The 25,811-nt window shown below is 72.6% G+C and carries 23 protein-coding genes; 16 read left to right on the top strand and 7 right to left on the bottom strand.

The window, feature by feature from the left end; all coding sequences use genetic code 11:
- Positions 1–100 precede the first annotated feature (100 nt).
- The gene (locus H0524_RS22610; protein WP_180200457.1) at positions 101–1,036 is read left to right on the top strand and encodes a DUF2332 domain-containing protein; all 936 of its coding nucleotides are present in this window, start codon (positions 101–103) and stop codon (positions 1,034–1,036) included.
- Positions 1,037–1,086: 50 nt separating this feature from the next.
- Positions 1,087–1,326 (top strand): DUF5522 domain-containing protein, encoded by a 240-nt coding sequence (locus H0524_RS22605; RefSeq protein ID WP_180200456.1) that lies wholly within the window; start codon positions 1,087–1,089, stop codon positions 1,324–1,326.
- Positions 1,327–1,372: 46 nt separating this feature from the next.
- Here H0524_RS22605 and H0524_RS22600 read toward each other — a convergent pair whose 3' ends face one another.
- The gene (locus H0524_RS22600) at positions 1,373–2,071 is read right to left on the bottom strand and encodes a metal-dependent transcriptional regulator (RefSeq protein ID WP_180200455.1); all 699 of its coding nucleotides are present in this window, start codon (positions 2,069–2,071) and stop codon (positions 1,373–1,375) included.
- 387 nt (positions 2,072–2,458) lie between these two features.
- Here H0524_RS22600 and H0524_RS22595 point away from each other — a divergent pair, with 387 nt between their 5' ends.
- The 3 genes from H0524_RS22595 (at position 2,459) to H0524_RS22585 (ending at position 7,304) form a co-directional block, all read left to right on the top strand.
- Positions 2,459–3,325, top strand: coding sequence for a sulfurtransferase (locus H0524_RS22595; protein WP_180200454.1), 867 nt, complete (start codon positions 2,459–2,461; stop codon positions 3,323–3,325).
- A 149-nt stretch (positions 3,326–3,474) separates the two neighbouring features.
- Complete coding sequence (locus H0524_RS22590; protein WP_180200453.1) at positions 3,475–4,656, top strand: acetoin utilization protein AcuC; 1,182 nt, start codon at positions 3,475–3,477, stop codon at positions 4,654–4,656.
- A gap of 5 nt (positions 4,657–4,661) precedes the next feature.
- A complete protein-coding gene (locus H0524_RS22585; protein ID WP_180200452.1) occupies positions 4,662–7,304 on the top strand; it encodes a bifunctional GNAT family N-acetyltransferase/acetate--CoA ligase family protein in 2,643 nt (880 codons plus the stop codon).
- Positions 7,305–7,356: 52 nt separating this feature from the next.
- On the opposite strand, the gene H0524_RS22580 is transcribed toward H0524_RS22585, so the two are convergent.
- Positions 7,357–9,135 carry an RNA polymerase sigma factor gene (locus tag H0524_RS22580; protein WP_218942464.1) on the bottom strand — a complete coding sequence of 593 codons (1,779 nt, stop codon included), beginning with the start codon at positions 9,133–9,135 and terminating at the stop codon, positions 7,357–7,359.
- Between the two features lie 117 nt (positions 9,136–9,252).
- On the opposite strand from H0524_RS22580, the gene H0524_RS22575 reads away from it, so the two are divergent.
- On the top strand, positions 9,253–10,062 hold the full coding sequence (locus H0524_RS22575; RefSeq protein WP_180200450.1) for an inositol monophosphatase family protein: 810 nt from the start codon (positions 9,253–9,255) through the stop codon (positions 10,060–10,062).
- A 22-nt stretch (positions 10,063–10,084) separates the two neighbouring features.
- Here the strand turns inward: H0524_RS22575 and H0524_RS22570 are convergent, their stop codons facing one another.
- On the bottom strand, positions 10,085–10,594 hold the full coding sequence (locus tag H0524_RS22570; protein ID WP_180200492.1) for a LytR C-terminal domain-containing protein: 510 nt from the start codon (positions 10,592–10,594) through the stop codon (positions 10,085–10,087).
- Between the two features lie 432 nt (positions 10,595–11,026).
- Between H0524_RS22570 and H0524_RS22565 the strand changes: the two genes are divergently transcribed.
- Both H0524_RS22565 and H0524_RS22560 read left to right on the top strand, forming a co-directional pair.
- Positions 11,027–11,323 carry a DUF4193 domain-containing protein gene (locus H0524_RS22565; protein ID WP_180200449.1) on the top strand — a complete coding sequence of 99 codons (297 nt, stop codon included), beginning with the start codon at positions 11,027–11,029 and terminating at the stop codon, positions 11,321–11,323.
- 139 nt (positions 11,324–11,462) lie between these two features.
- Positions 11,463–12,314 (top strand): hypothetical protein, encoded by an 852-nt coding sequence (locus H0524_RS22560; RefSeq protein WP_218942444.1) that lies wholly within the window; start codon positions 11,463–11,465, stop codon positions 12,312–12,314.
- 64 nt (positions 12,315–12,378) lie between these two features.
- Here H0524_RS22560 and H0524_RS22555 read toward each other — a convergent pair whose 3' ends face one another.
- Positions 12,379–12,867 carry a DUF3093 domain-containing protein gene (locus H0524_RS22555; RefSeq protein WP_180200448.1) on the bottom strand — a complete coding sequence of 163 codons (489 nt, stop codon included), beginning with the start codon at positions 12,865–12,867 and terminating at the stop codon, positions 12,379–12,381.
- Positions 12,868–12,949: 82 nt separating this feature from the next.
- On the opposite strand from H0524_RS22555, the gene dut reads away from it, so the two are divergent.
- From dut to H0524_RS22535, 4 genes are all read left to right on the top strand, one after another.
- Complete coding sequence (gene dut, locus H0524_RS22550) at positions 12,950–13,456, top strand: dUTP diphosphatase (RefSeq protein WP_180200447.1); 507 nt, start codon at positions 12,950–12,952, stop codon at positions 13,454–13,456.
- Positions 13,457–13,529: 73 nt separating this feature from the next.
- The gene (locus H0524_RS22545; RefSeq protein WP_180200446.1) at positions 13,530–14,234 is read left to right on the top strand and encodes a DUF3710 domain-containing protein; all 705 of its coding nucleotides are present in this window, start codon (positions 13,530–13,532) and stop codon (positions 14,232–14,234) included.
- A gap of 125 nt (positions 14,235–14,359) precedes the next feature.
- Positions 14,360–14,740, top strand: coding sequence for an OB-fold nucleic acid binding domain-containing protein (locus H0524_RS22540; protein WP_018214605.1), 381 nt, complete (start codon positions 14,360–14,362; stop codon positions 14,738–14,740).
- A complete protein-coding gene (locus tag H0524_RS22535) occupies positions 14,737–15,426 on the top strand; it encodes a DUF3159 domain-containing protein (protein ID WP_180200445.1) in 690 nt (229 codons plus the stop codon). Before H0524_RS22540 ends, H0524_RS22535 begins: the two co-directional genes overlap by 4 nt.
- Here the strand turns inward: H0524_RS22535 and H0524_RS22530 are convergent.
- Positions 15,350–16,132 (bottom strand): TrkA family potassium uptake protein, encoded by a 783-nt coding sequence (locus H0524_RS22530; RefSeq protein WP_180200490.1) that lies wholly within the window; start codon positions 16,130–16,132, stop codon positions 15,350–15,352. The genes H0524_RS22535 and H0524_RS22530 overlap by 77 nt on opposite strands.
- A gap of 2 nt (positions 16,133–16,134) precedes the next feature.
- A complete protein-coding gene (locus tag H0524_RS22525) occupies positions 16,135–16,800 on the bottom strand; it encodes a TrkA family potassium uptake protein (RefSeq protein ID WP_180200444.1) in 666 nt (221 codons plus the stop codon).
- 162 nt (positions 16,801–16,962) lie between these two features.
- Between H0524_RS22525 and H0524_RS22520 the strand changes: the two genes are divergently transcribed.
- The 3 genes from H0524_RS22520 to dxs all read left to right on the top strand — a co-directional run bounded on the left by H0524_RS22520 (position 16,963) and on the right by dxs (position 22,432).
- Positions 16,963–19,044 (top strand): APC family permease, encoded by a 2,082-nt coding sequence (locus H0524_RS22520; RefSeq protein ID WP_180200443.1) that lies wholly within the window; start codon positions 16,963–16,965, stop codon positions 19,042–19,044.
- Positions 19,041–20,294 (top strand): TRAM domain-containing protein, encoded by a 1,254-nt coding sequence (locus H0524_RS22515; RefSeq protein ID WP_180200442.1) that lies wholly within the window; start codon positions 19,041–19,043, stop codon positions 20,292–20,294. The genes H0524_RS22520 and H0524_RS22515 overlap by 4 nt, the downstream gene beginning before the upstream one ends.
- A 155-nt stretch (positions 20,295–20,449) precedes the next feature.
- Positions 20,450–22,432, top strand: coding sequence for a 1-deoxy-D-xylulose-5-phosphate synthase (gene dxs, locus H0524_RS22510; protein ID WP_180200441.1), 1,983 nt, complete (start codon positions 20,450–20,452; stop codon positions 22,430–22,432).
- Positions 22,433–22,564: 132 nt separating this feature from the next.
- On the opposite strand, the gene H0524_RS22505 is transcribed toward dxs, so the two are convergent.
- A complete protein-coding gene (locus H0524_RS22505) occupies positions 22,565–23,761 on the bottom strand; it encodes a hypothetical protein (RefSeq protein WP_180200440.1) in 1,197 nt (398 codons plus the stop codon).
- Positions 23,762–23,898: 137 nt separating this feature from the next.
- Here H0524_RS22505 and H0524_RS22500 point away from each other — a divergent pair, with 137 nt between their 5' ends.
- Entirely contained in the window at positions 23,899–25,809 is a 1,911-nt protein-coding gene (locus tag H0524_RS22500) for a hypothetical protein (protein ID WP_180200439.1), read from the top strand.
- Positions 25,810–25,811 lie beyond the last annotated feature (2 nt).

The raw sequence follows: 25,811 nt of genomic DNA, 5'->3' as shown, positions 1-25,811 counted from the left end.
TACGTGCCACGTGTGACCTCGGGCCAGGGTGCCCGGGGTCACACGGGGCGGTAGCCGGTGTGGGGCCCTGGACTCTCCTTTGTGGTGCGATCCTGTGGGCATGACGGCAGCCGATACCTATCGCACCTTTGCCACCCGGGAAGCGTGTGGCGTCTCACCGGCGTACGAGCGCTTGGCCCTGGCGGTGTCCGGTGACGCCGAACTGCTCGCGTTGATCGAGCAGCTTCCGCCGCCCAAACGGCAGCCGAATCTGCTCTTCGGCGTGGTGCGGCTGCTCGGTGGCCCGGTCGAGGACCCCGCGGCCTTCCACGCCTACGTTCTGGCGAACTGGCCGCTGATCGAGGTGGAGATTCGACGCCGGGCGACCCAGACGAACGAGGCCGGGCGGTGCGCCGTCCTGCTGCCGCTGCTCGCCGCGCTACCCCAACCACTGGCGCTGTTGGAGGTCGGCGCGTCGGCGGGGCTCTGTCTCTACCCCGACCGGTACGCGTACCGCTACGACCGCCAGCTCCTGGGCGACGGCCGCCCCGTCCTCGACTGCGCGCTCACCGGCACCCTGCCCCCGAGCCGGCTCCCCACCGTGGTGTGGCGGGCCGGGCTGGACCTCAATCCGCTGGACGTGACCGACGCGGACGATCTTGCCTGGCTGGACGCTCTCATCTGGCCGGAGCATGCCCACCGGCGGGCACGGCTGCGGGCGGCGGCGACTCTGGCCGCGGCCGATCCGCCGCTGCTTGTCCGCGGCGATCTGGTGGACGACCTGCCGGCGGTGGCCGCACTGGCCCCACCCGAGGCGACCCTGGTGGTGTTCCATACGACGGTGCTGTACCAGGTGCCGCAGCGCCGACGCACCGCCTTCGTCGAGGTGGTTCGTGGGCTGCCCGGCACCTGGATCGCCGTGGAGTCGCCGCGGGCGCTGCCCTACGACGGATTGCCCGACCCACCCGGTGCCGGCTTCAACAATGTGCTCGCGCTCGACGGCACGCCACTGGCGTGGGCCCAGGCGCACGGGCAGGCAGCGGCCTGGTTCGGTTAGCCACCCGGCCCGCGGCGGGGTCCTGACCGTCGGGTCCTACACTGCCCGGCGTGGGTGGGGAGCGAAAACCGTTGGCGAATCGGCCGTTGACCGAGCCACACCCGTCCCGGTTGCCGCCCGAGGACCCGCAACGCGAGCGGATCTGCGCCGCCCACGCTGCTGCCCTGGCGGCCGGTGCGGCCGGCTACCCCGACCCGACCACCGGTCTGTTCGTGCTGACCGCCGGCTTTCTCGCCCGCCGGGGCACCTGCTGCGGTCGTGGCTGCCGCCACTGCCCGTACGTCGACTGAGCCCTCAGCCGGGTCGGTGCGGTGCGTGGCCGCCCGACAGTCGCGGTCAGCCGGCGGCGACGAAAACGCGGGAGGCCACCTCGCGGGGGAGGCGGACGCGGTCGCCGTAGCGGTCGACCGACACGCCGTCGCGCTCCTGGGCGACGTTCACCGTGGCGCCCGGGTCAACCCCGGCGGCGTGCAGTTGGCGCAGCACGTCCGCGTTGCTTTGGAGGCTCTCGCAGATCCGCCGGACCACGACCGTGCCGGAGAGGCCGGGGAATGCCAGGTTGCGCTCCCCCTCGGCGGGCTCTGTGGCGGAGGGGTCCGCCGACCCCAGCGCCTCCAGCCCGGGAATCGGGTTGCCGTACGGCGAGCGGGTCGGGCGGTTGAGCAGGTCGTAGACCCGCTGCTCGACAGCGTCGCTCATGACGTGCTCCCACCGGCAGGCCTCCTCGTGGGCCTCCTCGTAGGGCATGCCGATCACGTTGACCAGCAGGAGTTCCGCCAGTCGGTGTTTGCGCATCACGGAGACCGCCGCGTCGCGGCCGCTGTCGGTGAGCGTGAGGTGGCGGTCGCCCTCAACGGTGAGCAGGCCGTCCCGCTCCATCCGGGCGACGGTCTGGCTGACCGTGGGACCGCTCTGGCGCAGCCGCTCGGCGATGCGGGCACGCAGCGGCGGCACACCCTCCTCCTCGAGCTCGAGGATGGTCCGTAGGTACATCTCGGTCGTATCGACCAGTGAGTGCGCGATGATCTCAATCACCCGTTTACGAGAAACAAATCGGACGGCAAGTGTCTCACGCACGACCCCCACTCATCCACGTGACCCGCTACCGCGGGTTGTGGTTGACCATGGCAGTTCCCGATCCGATCTGGGGTTACGCGGTCGCCCGGCCCTCAGGTTCGGCGTGAGGTACGTCGATGTTACCCGTACCGCAGGCGCCGGTCGCCGAGGCCCAACCCGTGGGCGTGAGCTGGACGGCAGGGACACGTATGCCAGATCAGCATGAACTTCACCCTTTCCGTCTTCGACGGCATCCCCAGCCCCCTGCCAAAGTCGAGTCCGGCCCGATCGGCACCTCTGGCCCGGCAGGCCGCCACCACATCCACCCGCCGATTCTATGTACGTGGATGGTGTTGACTGGGCGTCATGTCCGGTACCGAAAACCTGCTGGTCGAGGTAGACCAGCTCGCCGCCGAGATGCGCGGTGACGACCCGCCGACCCTGCTCGACGTCCGCTGGCGCCTGACCGGCCCACCCGGGCGCGCCGACTACGCCGCCGGGCACCTGCCCGGGGCGGTCTTCGTCGACCTGGACACCGAACTGTGCGGCCCGCCCGGCGCCGCCGGCCGGCACCCGCTACCCGAACCCGCCGCCCTCCAGGCCGCGCTGCGGGCCGCCGGCGTCCGGGCCGGGCACCCGGTGGTGGTCTACGACGGCGGGGACGGCATGTCCGCCGCCCGCGCCTGGTGGACGCTGCGCTGGGCCGGTCACCGGTCGGTCCGCGTGCTGCACGGCGGCCACCCCGCCTGGGTGGCGGCGGGGCTGCCCACGTCCACGGAGACACCCACCCCGAGCCCCGGCGACGTTGCGGTGCGCCCCGGCGCCCTGCCGGTGCTGGTCGCGGCCGAGGCCGCCCGGCTCGCCACGGCCGAGACGGGGACGCTGGTGGACGTCCGCGTCGCACCGCGCTACCGGGGGGAGACCGAGCCGGTCGATCCGGTTGCCGGGCACGTGCCGGGTGCGGTCAACCTGCCGGCACCGGAGTACGTGACCGAGGGGCGCTTCCCGGCGGCCGACGTGCTGCGGGAGCGGTTCGCCGCCGCCGGAGTGGCCGCCGCCGAACCGGTCGGCGTCTACTGTGGCTCCGGCGTGACCGCCGCGCAGGCGGCTTTCGCCCTGCACCTGGCCGGTCGCCCGGATGTCGCCCTCTACGTCGGGTCCTGGAGCAACTGGGTCGCCGACCCGTCCCGCCCCGTCGCGGTCGGGCAGGAACCCGGAATCACCCCGGCCTGACCGCGGTCCCCCAGGGCGCCCGCGCGGCGGCCCAGGCCGCGGCCGACCGCTCACATTTCTCGGGTACTGGCTGCCCCACGCCGCGCGACACCGGCGGCGTGGGCAGCGCGTACGACGGGCCGGCCGAGTCCCCGTGCGACGATAGGCCCATGTCGGACGACACAGTGGTGGTGTGGGACGAGACGCTGCTCTCCTACAACCTCGGCGACCACCCCCTCGACCCGGTACGGGTCGAGCTGACCGTCGCGCTCGCCCGAGAGCTGGGTGTGCTCCGGCGTCCCGGGGTACGGCTGGTCGAGCCGAAGCCCGCCGACGACGAACTGCTGACCCGGGTGCACGACCCGGCCTACCTGGCAGCCGTGCGAGCTGCCCCGCAGGATCCGCTCGGCACCGGGTTCGGGCTCGGTACCCCGGATAATCCGGTCTTTGCGCAGATGCACGAGGCCAGTGCGTTGGTCGCCGGGGCCACCGTTGCGGCGGCAGAGGCGGTCTGGCGGGGCACGGCACGTCGGGCGGTCAACGTGGCGGGCGGGCTGCACCACGCGATGCCCGACCGGGCCGCCGGCTTCTGCGTCTACAACGATCCCGCCGTGGCCATCGCCCACCTGCTCGACCTGGGCGCGCGCCGGATCGCCTACGTCGATGTGGACGTGCACCACGGCGACGGGGTGCAACAGGTCTTCTGGGACGACCCCCGGGTACTCACGGTGAGCCTGCACGAGACCCCACTCGCGCTCTTTCCGGGCACCGGGTTTCCCGACGAGACCGGCGGTGCGCAGGCCCAGGGCACCGCGGTCAACGTGCCGCTGCCACCGGGGGTCGAGGACGCCGGCTGGCAGCGGGCGTTCCACGCGATCGTGCCGTCGGTGCTGCGCGCGTTCCAGCCGGAGATCCTGGTCACCCAGTGCGGCGCGGACGCGCACCGGCTCGACCCCCTGGCTGACCTGCGCCTGTCGGTGGACGGGCAGCGGGCCACCTACCTTGCTTTACGGGCGCTCGCCGACGAGCTCTGCGCGGGCCGCTGGGTCGCCACCGGTGGCGGGGGATACGCGTTGGTCGAGGTCGTGCCCCGGGCCTGGACCCACCTGCTCGCGGTGGCCACCGGCGAACCGCTCGCGCCGGCCACCCTCTGTCCGTCCGCCTGGCGCGAGCTCGCCCAGGTCCGCCGTCCGGGGCAGGAGGTGCCGTTGCGGATGACCGACGACGTCAACCCGTCGTACGAGTCGTGGCAGCCCTCCGGGGAGCCGAACTCGGTGGACCGGGCCATCGTGGCCGCCCGCAAGGCGGTGTTCCCGCTGCTCGGGCTCGACCCGTACGACCCGCGCGACTAGGGCCCGTGTCGAGTCACCCGCCGGTCGCGCCGACCTTCGACGACACCGGACCGAACGCGGCCGGGAGGAAGGACGCTCGCGTGACCACAGGTGACGTGACAACCGGTGAACAGCCGGCGGACGTGCTGCTCAGCGACGGCACCACCGTCCAGTTGCGGCCGATCCGGCCAGCGGATGCACCGGGCATCGTCGCCATGCACTCGCGTTTCTCCGAGCGCACCCGCTACCTGCGCTACTTCTCGCCGTACCCCCGGATTCCTGAGCGCGACCTGCGGCGGTTCGTCAACGTCGACCACCACGACCGGGAGGCGTTCGTCGTTCTGGTCAGCGACCAGATTGTCGCGGTCGGCCGGTACGAGCGGCTGGGTCCAGCCGCCACCGAAGCCGAGGTCGCCTTCGTGGTCGAGGACGCCTACCAGGGCCGGGGCATCGGATCGGTGCTGTTGGAGCACCTCGCCGACGCGGCCCGGCGGGTCGGCATCCCGACCTTCGTGGCGGAGGTGCTGCCGGCCAACAACGCGATGCTCCGGGTCTTCGCCGACTTCGGCTATCAGGTGCGGCGTCAGTTCGCCGACGGGGTCGTGCACCTGAGCTTCCCGATCGCGCCGACCGAGGCGACCCTTGAGGTGCAGCGGGGCCGCGAGCACCGCACCGAGGCCCGGTCGGTCGCCCGGCTGCTCGCACCCCGGGGAATCGCCTGCTACGGCGCCAGCGCCACCGGGCAGGGGGTTGGGGCGGCGGTCCTCGGGAACCTGCGCGACTACGGGTTCACCGGAGCGGTGGTGCCGGTGCATCCGAGCGCGCGAATGGTGGCCGGGCTGCCCGCGTACCCGTCGGCCGCCGAGGCCGGCCTGCCGATCGACCTGGCGGTGGTGGCGGTGCCGCCGGCGGCGGTGGAGACGGTCGTCGCCGACGCGGCCGCCGCTGGAGCGCACGGCCTGGTCGTGATCAGCGCGGGTTTCGCCGAGGCCGGTGCGGACGGCGCGGTCGCCCAGCGTCGGCTGGTTCGGGCGGCGCACGCGGTGGGCATGCGGATCATCGGCCCGAACTGCTTGGGGATGGCGAACACCAGCACCGCGGTACGCCTGAACGCCACGCTGGCCCCGCGGTTGCCGGTCCCCGGTCGGGTTGGTCTGTTCAGCCAGTCCGGTGCGTTCGGGGTGGCGCTGCTGGCCGAGGTGGAGCGGCGGGGACTGGGGCTGTCCAGCTTCGTGTCGGCCGGGAACCGGGCCGACGTCTCCGGCAACGACCTGTTGCAGTACTGGCAGGACGACCCGAACACCGATGTGATCCTGCTGTACCTGGAGACTTTCGGCAATCCCCGCAAGTTCGCCCGACTGGCCCGGGGGATCGGGCGGGAGAAGCCGATCGTTGCGCTGGCGCCGTCGGCCCACGTATCCGGCCCCGCCGCCCCGGGTCCGGACGAAGCCGCGGTCAGCGCACTCTTCGCCCAGTCCGGGGTGATCCGGGTGGCCACCGTCGCCGAACTGCTCGATGTCGGCGTGCTGCTGGCCAACCAGCCGCTGCCCGTCGGCGACCGGGTGGGGATCGTCGGTAACTCCTCGGCGTTGACCGGGTTGGCCGCCTCCGCCGCCACCGCGGTCGGGCTCGCCGTCGCCGACGGCTACCCGCGCGATGTCGGGCCAGACGCCGGGGCGGCCGACTTCGCCACCGCCCTCGGCGCCGCCGTGGCCGACGACGGGGTGGACGCGCTGGTGGCGGTCTTCGCCCCGCCGCTGCCGGGTCAGCTGCCCGACACCGAGACCGACTTCACCTCGGCGCTGCCCGCGGTGCTTGCCGGCGGCAAGCCCACCGTGGCGACGTTCCTGGCCGGACGCGCCCCCGCCGGGGTGCCGGCGTACCCGAGCGTGGAGGAGGCGGTGCGTGCCCTGGGGCAGGTCACCGCGTACGCCGGGTGGCTGCGTCGCCCCACCGGCACGCACCCGGAACTGATGGACGTGGATCGGAACGCGGCCCAGGCGGCACTGCGGCCGGGGGCGTTCGATCCGGCTGGGCTGCTCGCCGCGTACGGAATCAACGTGGTCGAGTCGGTGCTGGTGGGGTCGGAGCAGGAGGCCGTCGCGGCGGCACGGAAGCTGGGATACCCGGTGGTGATAAAGGCAGCCGCCCCCGGTCTGCGGCACCGACTGGACCTTGGCGCGGTCCGCCTCGACCTGCCCGACAAGGCGCGGTTACGACGCGCGTACGCAAAGATGGCGACGGAGTTTGGGGCGGACGTCCTGGTCCAGCCGATGGTTCCGCCCGGAGTGGCCTGTGTGGTGGAGCTGGTGGAGGACCCGGCGTTCGGGCCGGTGGTGGGCTTCGGGGTGGGGGGTGTCGCCACCGAGCTGCTCGGCGACCGGGCCTGGCGGGCGGTGCCGTTGACCGACCGCGACGCCGCGGAGCTGGTGGACGAGCCCCGAGCGGCCCCACTGCTGCGCGGTCACCGTGGGGCGGCGCCAGTGGACCGGAGGGCCCTGGCCGAGTTGCTACTGCGGGTCGGGCGGCTCGCCGACGAGCAGCCGCGGGCCCGCACCCTGACGCTGAACCCGGTGCTGGCCCGGCCGGACGGCTTGTCGGTGCTGCACGCCACCGTACGGCTCGGTTCCGCTGCCGTCCGCCCCGACACCGGCCCCCGCCGGCTGTGACGCGCTGCCGTGCGGCGGTGGCCTTTGACGCTTCCGGAGCTGGTCGCGCGGGTCAGCAGGCGTACGCCTCCAGGCGCTGTGCCCGCTCCGGGGCGCGGAGCTTGTGCAGGGTCCCCTTCTCGATCTGGCGGATCCGCTCCCGGGAGAGGCCGAATTCCCGACCGACCTCGTCCAGGGTGCGCTGCCGTCCGTCGTCCAGCCCGAACCGGAGCCGGATCACCGCCTGCTCCCGCTGGGAGAGGGTGGCGAGCACCCCCCGCATCTCCTGGCGCAACTCGCCGCAGCTGGCGGTGTCCTCGGTCCTGGCCGTCGGGTCCACCGCGGCGACGAAGTCGCCGAGCGGGCTCTCGCCGTCCTCGCCGACGGTCTGGTCCAGGCTCACCGGCTCCCGGTCGTAGGAGATCAGCTCGATCACCTGGATCTCCGGGATGTCCAACGCCCGCGCCACCTCCGCGACCGTGGGTTCGCGGCCCAACGCGACCGACAGCTCGCGCCGGGTCCGCACCATGCGGTTGACCTGCTCGACCATGTGTACCGGGATGCGGATGGTGCGGGCCTGGTCGGCCATGGCGCGGGTGATGGCCTGGCGGATCCACCAGGTGGCGTAGGTGGAGAACTTGTAGCCCTTGGTGTAGTCGAACTTCTCGACGGCGCGGATCAGGCCGAGGTTGCCCTCCTGGATCAGGTCGAGGAAGGCCATCCCGCGGCCGGTGTAGCGCTTGGCGAGCGACACCACCAGGCGGAGGTTCGCCTCCAGGAGGTGGTTCTTTGCCCGCTCCCCGTCCCGCGAGATCCACATCATGTCGCGCTGCATGTCGCGGTTGAACTTCTCGTCGCCCTCATCTGCCGCGCGCAGCTGCTCGGTGGCGTAGAGGCCGGCCTCGATCCGCTTGGCGAGCTCGACCTCCTGCTCGGCGTTGAGGAGCGGGACCTTGCCGATCTGCTTCAGGTACGCCCGGACGGAGTCGGCGGAGGCGGTCAGCTCCGCGTCTCGGCGGGCCTGCTTGAGGGCCTCGGACTCCTCGTCGTCCCACTCGAAGTCGGTGTCGGTGGCGGAGTTCGCCGCGTCGGTCTCGGCGGCCCGGGTCAGCTCCGCCGGCTCGTCGACCACCACGTCTTCGATCTCAGCGGCCAACTCCTCCGCGTTGACCTCGCCGGCAGCTTCGCCCTTCGTGGCCTTCGCGGTCTTCGTCGTGGCCTTCGCCGGGCCGGTCGCCGCGGCCACGGTCGCCTTGGTGGCCCGGGTGGCCTTCTTCGCCGGCGTGGCCTTGGCGCCGTCGGCGGCAGCGCCAGCCGCCTTGCGGGCGGTGGCCTTTCGCGGCGCCGGTGCCGGTGCCTCGGCCCCGGTCGGTGCCGCCTTCGACGTGGGCGTGGCGGCCTTCTTGGTGGTCTTGGCGGTGGTGGCCCGGGATGCTGGGGTGGTTGACCGGGCGGCGGCCACCCGGCGGCGTGGGGCGGTGCTGGCCGAACCGTCTACCACGACGGTCACCCCTGCCTCCGAGAGCGCCCGGAGGATTTTCTTGGCCTGGGCCGGAGTCACCTCGGCTGACTCGACAGTGCGCGCGAGCTGTGCCGACGTGAGCTGACCGCCGGCGCTCTGCGCATGGGCGATCAAGGTGTCGGTGAGCGAGCGAACGTCGGCGCCGGTCTGGCGGGGTTCTGTCACGAATGACCTTCCGGTGGCGAAGAGCGAGCACGGCAGGGTCGTCCGGCGTGGGGCGGAGCGCGGTGCCGGGCGAGTCGTTGAGGACCCCCGAGTCGCGGGCCAGCCGGTTGGGGCGGTCCGTGGCGCGTGGGCAGGGTGAATTGTAACGCTGTCCACGGCGATCATTCGGCGGCGCACGCCGGACCACCGCTCGGACCGCCGAATTGGCGCGGATGTGGACTTTGAAAGGATGATACCCGCATATGGTCGCGACCACCCCGGTCGTGCGGGAAGGGGACGAGAATGGTCCGCTCGGTACCGGAGCCGCGGGAACTACTGGAGATCGCGGTCGAGGTGGCGCGGGAGGCAGCCGCGACGGCGTACCGGATGCGCAGCCAGGGTGTCTCGGTGGCCGCGACCAAGACCACCGTCACCGACGTGGTGACCGCGGCCGATCGGGCGGTGGAGCAGCAGGTGCACGACGCGCTGCGCCGGCTCCGGCCGGGGGACGCCGTGTTGGGTGAGGAGTACGGGGAAGTGGGCGCCGGTGGTGCCGTCCGGTGGATCGTGGATCCCATCGACGGCACCGTCAACTACCTGTACCGCATCCCGCACAGCGCGGTCTCGCTCGCCGCCGAGGTCGATGGGGTGGTGGTTGCCGGGGTGGTACGCAATGTCGTCACCGGCGAGGAGTGGACCGCGACCATCGGTAACGGCGCCTGGCGGGACGGTCAACGGTTGCAGTGCTCCACCGAGCCAGATCTGGGCCAGGCGCTGGTGGCCACCGGCTTCGGCTACGACCCGCTCCGCCGGGAGCACCAAGCCCGCGTGCTGGCCGAGTTGATTCCGCACCTCCGCGACATCCGTCGGTTTGGCGCGGCGGCCCTCGACCTCTGTCTCGCCGCCGAGGGGCGGGTGGACGCCTACTACGAGAAGGGGCTGGCCGCCTGGGACCTCGCCGCGGGAGGCCTGGTGGCCACCGAGGCCGGACTGCGGGTCGGCGGGCTGGCCGGCGCGGCGGCCGGGCCGGATCTGGTGATCGCCGCGCCCCCGGGGCTCTTCGCGCCGCTGCACGACCGGCTGGCTGACCTCGACGCCGCCGGCGGCCCCTGAGCCGCTCTGCGGGCGGTTTCGGTCACTCCTCCTGGACCGGGCAGGTGTCGGGCGGCGCCACCGGTGCCCCGAGGTCACCGAGGGACTGGTTGACCTCGGTGGTGGTGGCAAGCTGCTGGAAGGCGCTGCCCAGGATGATGTCGACGGTGGCGTCGGCGCGCTCCGGGTCGTACTCGGCCGCGGCGTTGTTCAGGAAGTAGGCCCGGAGCAGGTGCGCCGAACCAACGCCCTTCGGGCCGTACCGCAGGACCGCGATGTTGTCACTCTTCGCCGCGTCGCCGGTCTCCTCGACCTGGAACTTCCGATTCCGGAAGTCGTCGGAGATCTTGCTGGCGAGGCCCACCTGGTCGGTCCCATTGAGTACCTTGATCTTTACCTCGGCCGGTTCGCGGAGGGTGACGTCCGCCTCCGGCCAGCCCTTCTGGCAGCCGGCGCCGAGCCCCGCGTCGCTCTGCGTGTCCCGGACGAGGGCGACAACGGTGAAGATCAGCGCCAGGATCGCCAACAGGGCGACGACGACGAGTGCCCGCACTCGCGCAAAGCTCATCAAGGTGCTCCCGGGACGGAGGAAGGCGACGGTCGTCAGCGGCGGGCGAAGCGCCCGAACGGCCGTCCGGTACGCCGCTGAGGTTAACGGTTGTCCGGCGGCGGCGTGGAAACAGCCGGACATGCCGGCGCGCCGGCAAGGAACGGGGTAGTACTACCCCTATCTTCATGTCGCCTGAGTCACATTGGGAACAACTTCCTGTGCAGAGGCGTACATCTCTTCCACGAGGGCGGTATACATGCCACGCCCGCGGTGGAGGTAAGGTACCGCGCTCGCTGGGGGAGTTTCCTGGCGGCGTCGACCCGACTCATGCCGGGTCGGGTGAACGACACAAGTGGTGGCCGCCCAGCGGGACCGAAACAACGTCGTCCGGCGTTACAACCGGAAGCGACAACATCGATATGGGAGAGTGAACCGATGGCCACCGACTACGACGCCCCGCGTCGCGACGAGGTCGACCTCGGCGAGGACAGCCTGGAAGAGCTGAAGGCCCGGCGCGTCGACTCACAGTCGGGCGCCGTGGACGTGGACGAGGCCGAGGTGGCGGAGAGCTTCGAGCTGCCCGGCGCCGACCTGGCCGATGAGGAGTTGACGGTCAAGGTGCTGCCGATGCAGCAGGACGAGTTCCGTTGCGGGCGTTGCTTCCTGGTGCACCACCGCAGCCAGTTGGCGGCCCAACGCAACGGCGACCTCATCTGCCGCGAGTGCATCTGACCGGGACGCGAATCGCGCTACTGGCGGCGGCTCTGTGTTGGGGCCGCCGCACCCCCCGGTCGTCGTGCGGCGGCCCGGTGGCCAACGCTGCACCCGTCCCGGCCAGCCGCCAGCGCGGCCCAGCGGGAGGTCCGGTGCCATGACCGAGCGGGACTCCACCGGGCCGGACCGCATCGAGCGGGACTCCACCGGGCCGGACCGCATCGAGCAGGGTCGCATCGCGCCGGACAGCATCGTTGGCGAACCGGTCGGTGACGCCGACGGCCTCGGGGCCACCGTGGCGGAGCTGGCCGCCGACGATGTCCCGCCGGCTCGGCGGGGACAACTCCTCGGTCGCCTGGTTGGGCAGGCCCGGACCCGCGGGCTCGGCGACCTGCTCCGGCCGAGGGCGGCGCTCGGCTGGATGGTCGACACCATCGCTGAGATCGCCCCACACGTGCCGGTCCGGGACCGGGTCACGCTCCACCGGCACTTCCCTGACCTCGACGGCGAGGCGCTGGCCGACCGGCTGGTCCGGAACGCCGCCCGGGCGAGCACCGGGGTGGGCGCTGCCGGTGGTGGCGTCGCCGCGGTCGAGTGGACGGTGCCCCCGAGTCTGCTCACGGCGCCGGTGCTGCTGGCCGCCGAGACGGTGGCGGTGGTCGCGATCGAACTGAAGCTGGTCGGTGAGCTACACGAGGCGTACGGGGTGCCGCTGCCCGCCGGTGGCGCCCAGCGGGCGGTGGCGCTCGTCGTCTCCTGGTCCGGGCGGCGCGGGATCAACCCGATGCGGCCGGGCGTGGGAGTGAGCGCGGTGCTGAGCGCCGCGGCCCGCCGTGAGCTGCGGGACCGGCTGGTCAGACGCTTCGGCCGCAACCTCACCACGCTGGGCCCGTTCCTGACCGGCGCGGCTGTCGCGAGCTACCTCAACCGACGGGCCACCCGAGCGATGGCCGATCTCCTCCGCGCTGATCTCCGACGCCGGGCTGGGGCACCCCCGGATCCGCCGTGAGCCCGGGCTGTCGGGGGTAGCCCTGTCCCGGGAGTCGCCGGCCGCCGGTTGAGCCCGGGCCGACTCAGTCCTGAGCGGTGTCGGCCGGGCCTCGGGCGGCGAGGATCGCCTCCGCCAGCCGCACCGGCCGCCGGGTGCTGATCACCCAGAACGGGGTCGGGTCAGCCGGGTCGTCGAGCACCACCTGCACGGCGCCGGGGATCCACGGCCGCTGGATCACGAACGCCAGTGGGTCCGCGCCGACACCGAGCACCTCACGTCGCCCGGCGGCATCCAACGGGATGACATCGGCGACGAACCGGGCCGGCAGCCGCGCGTCGTCCACCCGCAGCTCGCCGTCGTCCACCGCCACCCGGATCCGGCCCAGCCAGAGCAGGCTCGCCAGGCACGCCGGCAGCAGCAGCACGAACGGCAGCCACGACCGGATGCCGGACGCGCCCAGCCAGATTTCCGTGGCGAGTAGCCCGGCCGCGGCGAATCCGCCCAGCCAGAGCCACCACGGCAGATCCAGCCGTTCGGCGTAGCGGGCAGCCGGGGACGAGGAGACGCGCACGAGATGAAGGGTACGGCGCGCGCCGCGGCGAGTACCGGGCAGGATGGGCAGGTCACTCAGGAACCGGAGGGAAGAGGGAACCGTGACCGATCTCGTACCCGTGCCTGTACGGCAGCTCGACCCGGGGCTGCCGCTCCCCGCGTACGCCCATCCCGGCGACGCGGGGGCGGATCTGGTGGCCGCCGCGGAGGTGGAGCTGCCCCCGGGTGGCCGGGCCCTGGTGCCGACCGGGGTGGCCATCGCGCTGCCCGAGGGGTACGTGGGCCTGGTACACCCCCGTTCGGGTCTGGCGGCCCGGCTCGGCGTGACCGTGCTCAACGCGCCCGGTACGGTCGACGCCGGCTACCGGGGTGAGATCCTGGTCAACCTGATCAACCATGATCGGGAGGCGGTGGCTCGGATCGCGCGCGGTGACCGCATCGCACAGCTGGTCGTGCAGCGGGTGGCCCGGGCGCGGTTCCAACCGGTGGCGGAGCTGCCCGGGTCCCAGCGGGGCGCCGGCGGGCACGGCTCCACCGGCGGCCACGCCGGCCTGGGTTCGGCCCCGGTGCCGACCGCCGGCCGGCAACCGGTGCCGGAGGTGTCGTGACACCCGGAGCGGACGCATCGCCGGTAGCGAAGGAAAGTGACAGGGTGGGCGTGAAGAGCGTGAACAGCGGAGGGTGTACGCAGTGATCTTCTCCCGAAAGCGGGCCGGTGCCGAACGGCGCCCGCGCGACGAGCGGCCCGAGGCCCGGGACGCGCACGAAGCGACGAATTCGGCAGCGCCGGCCCCCGGCCCCTACGACGTGACCGAGGCGCCGTCCGGGGTGCAGCGGCTCGACCTGGGGAGCCTGCAGATTCCCGCGGTCGGCGGGGTCGAGGTGCGGGTGCAGGCCGACCAGCAGGGCGCTGTTCAGCAGGTGGTGCTCGTGCACGGGCAGAGCGCGCTTCAGCTCGGGGTCTTCGCCGCCCCGCGTAGCGCGGGCATCTGGGACGAGGTACGCGAGGAGATCCACCAGTCCCTGTCCAACGACGGCGCCACCACCGAGGAGGTCACGGGTGGGTACGGCGTCGAGCTACGGGCGCAGGTCCCTACCCAGGACGGCCGTACCGACCTGCGGTTCGTCGGCGTCGACGGGCCGCGCTGGATGGTCCGGGCCGTCTTTCAGGGCGCGGCGGCGACCGAGCCGGATGTAGCCGGCCCGCTGACCGCCTGTCTGGAGGGCCTCGTCGTTGACCGGGGGCAGGAGGCGCGGCCGGTGCGGGAGCCGCTGCCCCTGCGCCTGCCCCGGGAGGCAGGGGAACAGGCGGCCGGGGAACAGGCGGCCGGGGAACAGGCGGCCGTGGGCTCTGCCGCCGAGCCGAAGCCGACCCCGCAGGCCTGACGGCGCTCCACCGACCGCTGGGGTCCACTCCGTCGGCGTACGCTGGCGGGGCGGTCCCGGCGTGCGGTGGGCCGCCCCACCGCCGGCCCCGGTCGGCCCAGCCCGGAAAGGGTGACGCGGAGGTCATGTCGACCGACGAGCGACGGGGTTCGCTGCGGCGCGTGTTGCGTCGGCTCACCGCCAGCGAGGCGGAGATCGAGGCGCAGGAGCTGCTCCGGGAGAGCGCCGAACACGGCGGCATGCCGGCCCGCCAGTGCTGCCGAGGCCAGCTGGTCGCGGTCTCCGGCCGGCTCCGCACCGTGGTCTACACGCCGCGGACCAACCAGCCGACGTTGGAGGCGGACCTGTACGACGGCAGCGACGTGGTGACCCTGGTGTGGCTGGGCCGGCGGCACATCGCCGGTATCGAACCGGGCCGGCACCTGACCGCACGGGGTCGGGTTGCCGTCCGAGGTGACCGTAAGGTCATCTACAACCCGTACTACGAGTTGGAGCCGCCGAAGTGACGACGGGACAGCGCCCGACGGCGCAGCCGGGCACGGGAGCGGAGGAACCGCTCCCGACGCTCGCCGAGCAGATGGCCGACCAGCTGGGGGGCTGGCGCGGAATGCTGGAGTCCAGCATTCCGGTGGTCGTCTTCGTGGTCGCCAACATCATCGGTGAGCTGCGTCCGGCGGTGGTCGCCGCGGTGGCGGTCGCGGTGTTGATCGCGGTGCTGCGGCTGGCCCAGCGGCGGCCGGTGCGGCACGCGGTGAACGGGCTGTTCGGGATCGCGATCGGCGCGGCGATCGCCTGGCGCACCGGTGATGAGCGGGACTTCTACCTGCCCGGCATCCTCTACGGCATCGGCTACGGCGTGGCGCTGCTGGTCTCGGGGATGATCCGGCAGCCCCTGGTCGGCTGGATCTGGTCGATCCTGGTGGCCAAGGGTGCCTCCGACTGGCGTCAGGACCCGATCCTGGTGCGGACCTTCACCCGGCTGACCGTGCTCTGGGGGGTGGTCTGGCTGGCGAAGGTGGGGGTGCAGGCCGGGCTCTACCTCGCCCACCAGGACACCGCGCTCGGCATCGCCCGGCTCGTGCTCGGCTACCCGCCGTACGTGCTGCTCCTGCTGATCACGGTCTGGACGGTGCGTCGGGTGACCCGGCACCACCCGCACGCCCCCCGGACGCCCCCGGCCCCGGTCGAGTAACGGCCGGCCGCGGGTCTCCGCAGGCCTTGCGGGTCCGTTCGACGCTGTCCGGGCCGAGCACCACCGTCCGGACGGAGTCCTCCACCTCCGCCGTGCAGACGAAGATCAGCTCGTCGCCGGCCTCGATCGGGTCGTCCGGGCTGGGCACCAGCACCCGCTTGCCACGCAGGATCGCCACCAGCGCCGCGTCGCGGGGCAGTGGCACCTCCCGTAGCGGGTGACCGACGTACGGGGCGCTCGTCGGCAGCGTGATCTCGACCAGGTTCGCCTCCCCCTGCCGGAAGGTCATCAGCCGGACCAGGTCGCCGACGGTCACCGCCTCCTCCACCAGGGCGGCCATCACCCGCGGCTTGCTGACCGCCACGTCCACCCCCCACTGCTCGGTGAAGAGCCACTCGTTCTCGGCCCGGTTGATCCGGGCGACCACCCGGGGCACCGCGAACTCGGTCTTGGCCAGCAGTGAGACCACCAGGTTGACCTTGTCGTCCCCGGTGGCGGCGACCACCACGTCGCGGTTGGCCAGCTCGGCCTCCTCCAGGTTGGTCAGCTCACAGGCGTCGGCCAGCACCCACTCCGCGTCCGGCACCCGTTCGGGCCGGAGCATCGTGGGCTGCCGCTCGATCAGCGTCACCTGGTGGCCGTTCTCGATCAGCTCCTGGGCGATGGAGCGGCCCACGTTCCCGGCGCCGGCGATGGCGACCCGCATGGTCACTGCCCCCCTTCCAGCGGCTGCGCCGCCGCTGACGTGACCGCGTTGACGATGTCGTCGGTGACCAGCATGAAGATCTGGTCCCCCTCCTGCACGACGGTGCTCGGCGTCGGCAACGTGCCGATCCCGAACCGGGTGAGGTACGCCACCCGGGCGCCGGTTGTCTTCTCCAGCGCCAGCACCGGCCGGCCGACCCAGTCCTTGTGCACCGGCACCTCCACGATCGAGACGGTGCTCGTCGGGTCCCGGAACAACGCCTCGTTGCCGTCCGGCACCAGGTGCCGCAGCATCCGGTCGGCGGTCCACCGGACGGTGGCCACCGTCGGGATGCCGAGGCGCTCGTAGACCTGGGCCCGTCGCGGGTCGTAGATGCGCGCCGCGACGCGGGTGACCCCGAAGGTCTCCCGCGCCAGCCGGGCGGAGATGATGTTGGAGTTGTCGCCGCTGGAGACGGCCGCGAACGCGTCCGCCCGGTGGATGCCGGCCTGCCGGAGTACCTCCCCGTCGAAGCCGGCACCGGTCACCGTGATGCCGGCGAAGTCCGGGCCGAGTCGGCGGAAGGCGTCGGCATCCTGGTCGACGACCGCCACCGAGTGCCCGCGGGCCTCCAGACCGTGCGCGAGGGTCGCTCCGACCCGCCCACAGCCCATGATCACCACATGCACCGTGCCCCTCCTCAACATCCGCCCGCACCAGCCGTTGCGGCTGTTGGACGAGCCTGTCACGTCCCCGGGGGCGGACGCGGACCGACGGTACTCCGTGCGTACACCCCCCGGTCTCCGGCCACCCGGGCGTGGCCGTGGCCGAGGGTCGTACGCTTGGCGGTTGTGGCCCGACCCGCCTCGCTGGTGAAGCGACTGCTCGTCGGTCGACCGTTCCGGTCTGACCGACTCCAGCACACCCTGCTGCCCAAGCGCATCGCCCTGCCCGTTTTCGCCTCCGACGCGCTCTCCAGCGTGGCGTACGCCCCGGACGAGATCCTGCTGATGCTCTCGTTCGCCGGGGCCTCGGCGTTCGTCTTCTCGCCGTGGATCGCCCTGGGGGTGGTCGTGGTGATGCTCGCCGTCGTGGCGAGCTACCGGCAGAACGTGTACGCCTACCCGTCCGGCGGTGGCGACTACGAGGTGGCCACGGTCAACCTGGGGCGCCGCGCCGGTGTCGGCGTGGCCAGCGCCCTCCTGGTCGACTACGTGTTGACCGTCGCGGTTTCGGTCGCGTCCGGGGTGGCGAACCTGGGCGCGGTGATCCCTTTCGTGGCCACCCACAAGGTGGCGGTGGCCGTCGTCGCGGTGGTGCTGCTCGCCGCCGTCAACCTGCGGGGGATCAAGGAGTCCGGCACCACCTTCGCCATCCCCACGTACGGCTTCATGATCGTTATCGTCGGCATGATCCTCACCGGGCTGGTCCGGGTGGTGCTGCTCGGCCACGACCTGCGTGCTCCCAGCGCGGACCTGGTCATCGCCACCGAGTGGAGCGACACGACCGGGTGGGCGATGGCGTTCCTGCTGCTGCGGAGCTTCTCCTCCGGCTGCGCTGCGCTCACCGGCGTCGAGACGATCTCCAACGGGGTGCCCGCCTTCCGGGCGCCGAAGAGCCGCAACGCGGCGACCACCCTGCTCATGCTCGGCGCGGTGGCGGTGACCATGCTGGTCGGCATCGTCTGGCTGGCCCGGCTGACCGGCCTGCAGTTCGTGGAGGACCCGGCCCGGCAGATCGTCGGCGGCCCCGACGGGTACGTGCAGAAGACCGTCACCGCGCAGCTCGGCGAGACCATCTTCGGCTCCGGCTCGCTGCTGCTGTTCGTGGTCGTCGGCGTCACCGCACTGATCCTCTTCCTGGCCGCGAACACCGCGTTCACCGGCTTCCCGGTGCTCGGGTCGATCCTCGCCCAGGACCGCTACCTGCCCCGGCAGCTACACACCCGGGGGGACCGGCTCGCGTTCTCCAACGGCATCCTCTTCCTGGCCGGCTTCGCGATCGTGCTGATCATCGGTTTCCAGGCCGAGGTGACCAAGCTGATCCAGCTCTACATCGTCGGCGTCTTCGTCTCGTTCACCCTGTCCCAGGCCGGCATGATCCGACACTGGAACCGCTACCTCCGGGTCGAACGCGACCAGCAGGTCCGCCGGCAGATGATCCGCTCGCGGGCGATCAACAGCTTCGGGATGGCGATGACCGCCACCGTACTGGTGATCGTGGTCCTCACGAAGTTCCTGCTCGGCGCGTGGATCGCTATCGCCGCGATGGTCATGATCTACCTGGTGATGCTGGGGATCCGGCGGCACTACGACCGGGTCGCCGTCGAGCTCATCCCCGACGAGGGGCGGCCGGTGAAACCGGCCCGTAACCACGCGGTCGTGCTGGTCAGCAAGGTGCACCAGCCGACCCTGCGGGCGATCGCCTACGCGCAGGTGACCCGGCCGGACAGCCTGACCGCGGTGACGGTGAACGTCGACGACAAGGACACCCGCCGGTTGCAGGCCGAGTGGGAACGGCGGGACGTGCCGGTCGCACTGACCGTGATCGACTCGCCGTATCGGGAGATCACCCGACCGATCCTCGACTACGTGGCCGGCATCCGTCGGTCCTCGCCCCGCGACGTGGTCACCGTCTTCATCCCCGAGTACGTGGTCGGCCACTGGTGGGAGAACCTCTTGCACAACCAGAGCGCACTGCGGCTCAAGGGTCGGCTGCTCTTCGAACCGGGAGTGATGGTTACCAGCGTGCCGTGGCAGCTTGTCTCCACCGAGGGCAAGGATCTGGACCGGCTGGACGAGACGCTCAGCCGCGGCCCGGCCCGCGGTCCCCGGGCGACGCCGGGTGGCCCGGAGCCGGCACCCGGCCCGCCAGCGGTCCCCGCTCCGCCGCCCGGGAGCGGCCCGGATTCGGCCGATGGAGGTGGCCGGTGACCGGCGACGAGGGGCTGGCGGAGGCCGAGCGGGTCGAGTTGACCGTCGGGGCGGTGGCCCCGGGCGGGCACTGCGTCGCCCGGGTCGCCGGCCAGGTGGTCTTCGTCCGGCACGCGCTGCCCGGCGAGCGGGTGGTGGCCGAGGTCACCGAGGTGCACCGCGGGTACGTCCGGGCCGACGCGGTGACGGTGCTGACGGCCGCGCCGGAGCGGGTCGAGCCCCCCTGCCCGTACGCGAAACCCGGCCGTTGCGGCGGCTGCGACCTGCAGCACGTGTCCCCCGAGGCGCAGCTGACCTGGAAGGCGGGGGTGATTCGCGAGCAACTCACCCGACTGGGCGGGCTGACCGACGGGGAACTGGACGCGCTGGGTATCCAGGTCGAGGCGCTGCCCGGTGGGTCGCTGGGCTGGCGCTCCCGGGTGCGCTACACCGTCGACGGCGCCGGTCGGGCTGGCCTGCTCAAACACCGCTCGTACGAGGTGGTGCCGATCGACCGGTGCCGGATCGCCCACCCGGCGATTCAACAACTGCCGGTGCTCGGCCCCGTACGGTGGCCGGACGCGGACGCCGTCGAGTCGGTCGCCTCGACCGGTGGGGACGTGACCGTGACCGCGGTCGCCGACGGGGCGGCGCGGCCGGTGAGCGGGCCGGAACGGGTTCACGAGGAGGCCGTCGGCCGTCGGTGGACGCTGCCCCGATCGGCGTTCTGGCAGGTCCACCCGGCGGCGGCGGACACCCTGGTGAACGCCGTGCTGGCGCAGCTCGACCCGCAGCCGGGGGAGACGGCCTGGGACCTGTACGGCGGGGCCGGCCTCTTCGCCGCCGCGCTGGCGGAGCGGGTCGGCGTCACCGGTCGGGTCACCCTCGTCGAGGCCGCCGGGGCCGGCATCGCCGCCGCCCGGGAGAACCTGCGGGACCTGCCACAGGTCGGCATCGTCTCGGGCCGGGTCGCCCCGGTGCTGGACCGGGGGCGCCGCATCGCGCCGGTGGACCTGGTGGTGCTCGATCCGCCCCGCTCCGGGGCCGGGGCCCGGGTGGTGCGGGCGGTGGCCGCCGCCGGAGCGCGCGCGGTGGCGTACGTGGCCTGCGACCCGGCCGCCTTTGCCCGGGATGTCCGTAGCTTCACCGAGTGGGGTTGGCGGCTGGCCGCGCTGCGCGGCTTCGACCTCTTTCCGATGACCCAGCACGTGGAGCTGGTGGGGCTGCTGCTGCCGCCCGCCTCGCCGAGCCAGCGGCCGAGCGATGCCTGACCCTGCGGCACCAGCGGTTGAGCGACGCCTGACCTGCCGCACCAGCGGTGGAACGAGGCCTGATCATCGGCTCAGCGTTGCTGGTGTCCCGCGGACCGTTCCGGGTGCTCCCGACCGGACTGCGAGCTGTCACCCGGCCGATAGACTCTCCGGTCATGAGTGTTGAACGGGACCCGGCAAACCAACCGGGGCTGCTGGCCGCCGTCAGCGGTCCGCAGGACATCAAGCGGATGTCCACCGAGCAGTTGGACATCCTCGCCGCCGAAATCCGTGACTTTCTGGTGGCCAAGGTCTCCCGCACCGGCGGGCACATCGGCCCCAACCTGGGGGTGGTGGAGCTGACCCTCGGGCTGCACCGGGTCTTCGACTCCCCCCGGGACCGGATCCTGTTCGACACCGGCCACCAGGCCTACGTACACAAGATTCTCACCGGCCGCCAGGGTGGCTTCGACAAGCTGCGCCAGCGCGGCGGGCTCGCCGGCTATCCGAGTCAGGCCGAGAGCGAGCACGACGTGATCGAGAACTCGCACGCCTCCACCGTCCTCTCCTACGCGGACGGGCTGGCCAAGGCGTACGCGTTGCGGGGCGAGCCGCGCGCGGTGGCGGCCGTGGTCGGCGACGGTGCGCTGACCGGCGGGATGTGCTGGGAGGCGTTGAACAACATCGCGACCGCCGGCAACCCGCTGGTGATCGTGGTCAACGACAACGGCCGCTCCTACTCGCCGACGATCGGTGGGCTCGCCGACCACCTCTCGACGCTGCGCCTGAACCCCGGCTACGAGCGGGTGCTGGACACGGTCCGGGAGGCGCTCGGCTCGACCCCGCTGGTCGGCCGGCCGATGTACGAGGTGCTGCACGCGGTCAAGCGGGGCATCAAGGACGCGGTCGCGCCGCAGGCGATGTTCGAGGACCTCGGCATCAAGTACGTCGGCCCGGTCGACGGGCACGACATCGCGGCGGTCGAGGGGGCGCTGCGCGCGGCGAAGTCCTTCGGCGGCCCGGTGATCGTGCACGCGGTCACCCGCAAGGGCTACGGCTACCGCCCGGCCGAGGACGACGAGGCGGACTGTTTCCACAGCCCCGGTGCCTTCGACACCGAGACCGGCAAGGCCACCGCGGTGCCGTCGGTGAAGTGGACGCATGTCTTCGCCGAGGAGTTGGTGGCGATCGCCGACGAGCGGCCGGACGTGGTGGGAATCACCGCGGCGATGGCCGAGCCGACCGGCATCGCCAAGCTGGCCCGGAAGTACCCGGAGCGCACCTACGACGTGGGCATCGCCGAGCAGCACGCCGCCACCTCGGCGGCGGGGCTGGCGCTGGGCGGAATGCATCCGGTGGTCGCGGTCTACGCGACCTTCCTCAACCGGGCATTCGACCAGGTCCTGCTGGACGTGGCGATGCACAAGCTACCGGTGACCTTCGTGCTGGACCGGGCCGGGATCACCGGCCCGGACGGGCCCAGCCACTACGGCATGTGGGACATGTCCATCTTCGGGGTGGTGCCGGGCCTGCGGCTCGCCGCCCCCCGGGACGCCGCCACCCTCCGCGAGGAGCTGCGCGAGGCGGTCGCCGTGGACGACGCTCCCACCATCGTCCGCTTCCCGACCGGTTCCGTCGCCGCCGACCTGCCGGCGCTGCGCCGGGTCGGTCCGGTGGACGTGCTCGCCGAGTCGGCCCGCGCCGACGTGCTGCTGGTCGCGGTCGGTTCCTTCGCCGGCCTCGGCGTGGAGGTCGCCGCCCGGGTCGGCGAGCAGGGTTACGGCGTGACCGTGGTTGACCCGCGCTGGGTCCGGCCGGTCCCGGCCGAACTGGTGGAGCTGGCCGCCGGGCATCGGCTCGTGGTCGTCGTGGAGGACGGGGTGCGGGCCGGCGGCGTCGGCGACGCGATCGCCCAGGCGATGCGGGACGCCGACGTCGAGGTGCCGGTGAAGGACCTGGGCGTACCGGTCGACTGGCACCCGTACGGCACCCGGGCCCAGATCCTCACCGACCTTGGCCTGACCGCCCAGGACGTGGCCCGCGACGTCACCGGCTGGATCTCCCGGCTCGACAATGGCGCCCTCGGCGACGAGAAGGAGCTGGTCACCGACCAGGTGGAGCCGATCGTCACGCCGCAGGAGGCCCCCGCCCCGAAGTGAGGGTGTGGGTGGGCGACGGCGGGGACCCGCCGTCGCCCACCCGTCACCGCGGCATCGCGGCGGAGGCCGCCGCCGGCGTGACCCCGCGGACCCGCCGCCCCGGCACTACCGGCGCACGGCGCCGCCCAAGCGTTACTGGGGAGCGGGCAGGGAACGGTAGTGGGTCTCCTCGGTGGTCGCCAGACTCACCGTGACCTTCTCGTCCGCCAGGGGCAGGACCGTCAGGCCCGGGCGGTCAACGAGGCGGGACGTGCCGGCCGGGACCGACAGCGAGTCCTCCGGCGTCGACTGCCAGCTCAACACGCCGAGTCGCTGCCCCGCCACCGGCAGGACGTACGCCTGCAGCGGTGCGGCCGGGTCGGCGGCTGACATCAGCGGTGCGCCGCCGGTGGCCGGCCGGTACAGCATCGCCGTCATCTCGTCGCCGGCCGCCTCCCAGGTGAGCTGCTGCACCTCACCCGGCGGGCCGGCACCGAGCGCGCCTTCGCCGACCGTCCGGATGGTCAGCCCCGACATCGGCCAGGAGGCCGGCACCGACTTCGCCGACTTTCGGCTCCCGAACTGGCGTTGGATGCTGCCGAACGGCCCCTCGTCGCCGGCGAGCGCGCAGGTGTCCAACCCGGCCAGGGCCTGCTGCCCGGAGCCGGACTCGTCGCGTACCAGCGGGTCGCGGGGCGCGTCCAGGCCGGTGCCGAGGTCGAGGAAACGATCGGTGGCGCGCCCCTGCGGCAGCGATTCGGTGGCGCGCAGCGTGGCGGTGACCGGGACCGCGGAGCAGGCCGGCACCGCCACGGGGGCGCTCAGGCCCCCCTCGATGGTCACCGCCTCGCCGTCCGGACCGGTCAGGTCGGTGACCCGGGCAGAGACCAGGTAGCGGCGACCCGCGTCGGTGTGCACCGGAAGGACATCGGAGTAGATGAGGTAGCCGGGGTCGGTGTGCTCGACGGCGTGGGTGACGGTGTGGCGCCCGGCCTCCCCGGCGACCTGGAGTAGCCAGGAGGAACCCGTGCCGGGAACATCCGCGGCGACCAGGGCGAGCGGCGCGCCGTCAACCTCACCGACCCAGAGAATGCCGGAGGTGGGTAGGTAGGCCCGGTCGTCGAGCGGTGACCGCCAGGCACGGACCGCCTCGGTCACCGCCGTCGTCGTCGCGGCCTCGGCGGCGAGGGAACCGCGGGCCGGCCAGACCATGAGCGAGCCGTCCTGGCTGTCATGCCCCACCGACAGGTCAGCCGGTGCCCGGTCGGTGACGACTCCGCAGCCGGCCAGGGACGCCATCAGGGCCAGCGCGGCGGCGGTCGTCCTGCCGGTCCGGCGGGCTGCAAGCACTTTTTAGCTCCTCCGTTTACCCCAGCCGGTCGTGCGAACCGCAATCGTACGAGATGACATGGTGCCGTCCGGCGCCGCCCACAAAGGATTGAGCGCTGGCTCTCCGGTGAATTCCGTTCGGGTAGACTCCGCCGACTGTGACCTCTGCTGACACCCGCGTCGACCCCGCCGCCGTGACTCCGTCGGAGCCGGTCAATCTCCACAGCGCGGGTGTGTTCCCCCTGAACGGCGCTGCGGCGGGGGACCGGAAGCCGACGCCCGACCCACCGGCGACGGCCCCGGGGCGTCGTCGGCTTCGGCTGCCGTCGTTGACGGCCCGACGGCAGCACCTGGTGGTGGTCGGCGGGTTTCTGCTCGCGGCGTTCTGGGTGACCAGCCAGATCTGGATCAACCCGGCCGGCCGGGTGGCCGCGCTCTACAGCAGTGACCCGGCGCAGGTGCAGTTCTTCCTGGCACACTCGGTGCGGGTGGTGCTCCACGGGGAGTTCCCGTTCTTCACCGAACAGTTCAACTACCCCGACGGGGTCAACCTGATGGCCAACACGGCCATCCTCGCGCTGGGCATCCCGATGGTGCCGGTGACGCTCCTCTTCGGCCCGGCGGTGACCTTTGTGCTGTTGGTCACCCTCGGGCTCGCCGGCACCGCGACCGCCTGGTACGTGGTGCTCCGCCGGCACCTCGTCCGCAGTCGACTGGCGGCTGCCGTCGGCGGATGGTTCTGCGGGTTCTCCCCGGCGATGCTGTCGCACGCCAACTGGCACCCCAACATCATCAGTCAGTTCCTGCTGCCGTTCATCGTGTGGCGGGTGCTCGCCATCACCCGGTCCCAGCGTCCGTACCGCGACGGCCTGCTGCTCGCCCTGCTGGTGACCGTGCAGGCCTTCATCAACGAGGAGATCCTGCTCTTCACCGCGATGGCGTGCGGGGTCTTTCTCGCCGCCGTGCTGGCGCAGCGGCCCCGGCTGTGGTGGGCGGCGTGGCGGCCCCTGGCGAAGGCCCTCGCCACCTGTACGGCGGTGGCGGGCGCGCTGCTGGCGTACCCGCTCTACGTGCAGTTCGCCGGGCCGATGGCGTACCACGGGCTGAGCGACGCGGTCCGGGACTACGGCAACGACATCGCCGCGTTCGTCGCCCCGGGCTCGCCCACCCTGGGCGGGGATGACGCGGCCAACACCGGCCTCGCCCCGAACTACTCGGAGGAGAACGCCTTCTTCGGCTGGAGCCTGTCCCTGATCGCCGTCGGCATCGTCCTGTGGCTGCGCCACGAGGTGGTCGTGCGGGCCCTCGCGGCGACCGGGATCTTCTTCGCGGTGCTCTCCCTCGGCGAGCGGATCTCGTGGTGGGACCAGGAGATCGGGGTCGGGCCGTGGGAGTGGCTGGTCCGGCTGCCGCTGCTGGACGCGGTGGTGCCGACCCGGTTCGGGCTGATTACCACCGTCACCGTCGGGCTGTTGCTGACGCTCGCGGTGGACCGGTCCCGGAAGCTGCCGCTGCCCCGCCGTACCCTGCGGCTGCGCACCGCCGCCGGGCTGGTGCTGGCGTTGTTGCCGATCGCGCCCATGCCGCTGGCGGTGACCTCCCGACCACCGGTGCCAGAGTTCATCACCGCCGACCGGTGGCGCGGCTACGTCGCGGCGGACCAGACGCTGGTGCCCATTCCGGTGCCGAGCATGGGTAACACCCACGGCATGCGTTGGGCCGCCGCCGCCAACCTCGACTTCAAGATTCCCGGTGGCTACTTCCTGGCGCCGCGCAACGCCAACACCGGCGACCCAGGTCGGTTCGGTGGCCGCCCCAGCGGGCTCGGGGAGCTACTCAGCGAGGTCGCCAGCACCGGACGTACGCTGCAACTCGACGACCGGCAGCAGCGGCGGGCCCTGGACGACCTGCGGCACTGGCGGGCCGCGATCCTGGTCCTACCGGTGGACCAGCACCACGCGGAGCCGCTGCGGCTGACCGTCGAGCAACTGGTCGGCCCGGGCACGCGTGAACTGGACGTGTGGGTGTGGGACGTCCGCGCCCTGACGGACCCGGCGCCGGCCGCCTGAGG

Source organism: Salinispora sp. H7-4, from assembly GCF_013416675.1.
Taxonomy (GTDB): domain Bacteria; phylum Actinomycetota; class Actinomycetes; order Mycobacteriales; family Micromonosporaceae; genus Micromonospora; species Micromonospora vitiensis.
This window is presented reverse-complemented; position numbering and strand designations above follow the sequence as displayed.

Bases quoted from the DNA above. Each gene is read 5' to 3' on its own strand.
- H0524_RS22610 (WP_180200457.1), top strand. From the start codon at position 101: ATGACGGCAGCCGATACCTATCGCACCTTTGCCACCCGGGAAGCGTGT.
- H0524_RS22595 (WP_180200454.1), top strand. From the start codon at position 2,459: ATGTCCGGTACCGAAAACCTGCTGGTCGAGGTAGACCAGCTCGCCGCC.
- H0524_RS22590 (WP_180200453.1), top strand. From the start codon at position 3,475: ATGTCGGACGACACAGTGGTGGTGTGGGACGAGACGCTGCTCTCCTAC.
- H0524_RS22580 (WP_218942464.1), bottom strand. From the start codon at position 9,135: ATGATCGCCGTGGACAGCGTTACAATTCACCCTGCCCACGCGCCACGG.
- H0524_RS22575 (WP_180200450.1), top strand. From the start codon at position 9,253: ATGGTCCGCTCGGTACCGGAGCCGCGGGAACTACTGGAGATCGCGGTC.
- H0524_RS22565 (WP_180200449.1), top strand. From the start codon at position 11,027: ATGGCCACCGACTACGACGCCCCGCGTCGCGACGAGGTCGACCTCGGC.
- H0524_RS22560 (WP_218942444.1), top strand. From the start codon at position 11,463: ATGACCGAGCGGGACTCCACCGGGCCGGACCGCATCGAGCGGGACTCC.
- H0524_RS22540 (WP_018214605.1), top strand. From the start codon at position 14,360: ATGTCGACCGACGAGCGACGGGGTTCGCTGCGGCGCGTGTTGCGTCGG.
- H0524_RS22530 (WP_180200490.1), bottom strand. From the start codon at position 16,132: ATGCGGGTCGCCATCGCCGGCGCCGGGAACGTGGGCCGCTCCATCGCC.
- dxs (WP_180200441.1), top strand. From the start codon at position 20,450: ATGAGTGTTGAACGGGACCCGGCAAACCAACCGGGGCTGCTGGCCGCC.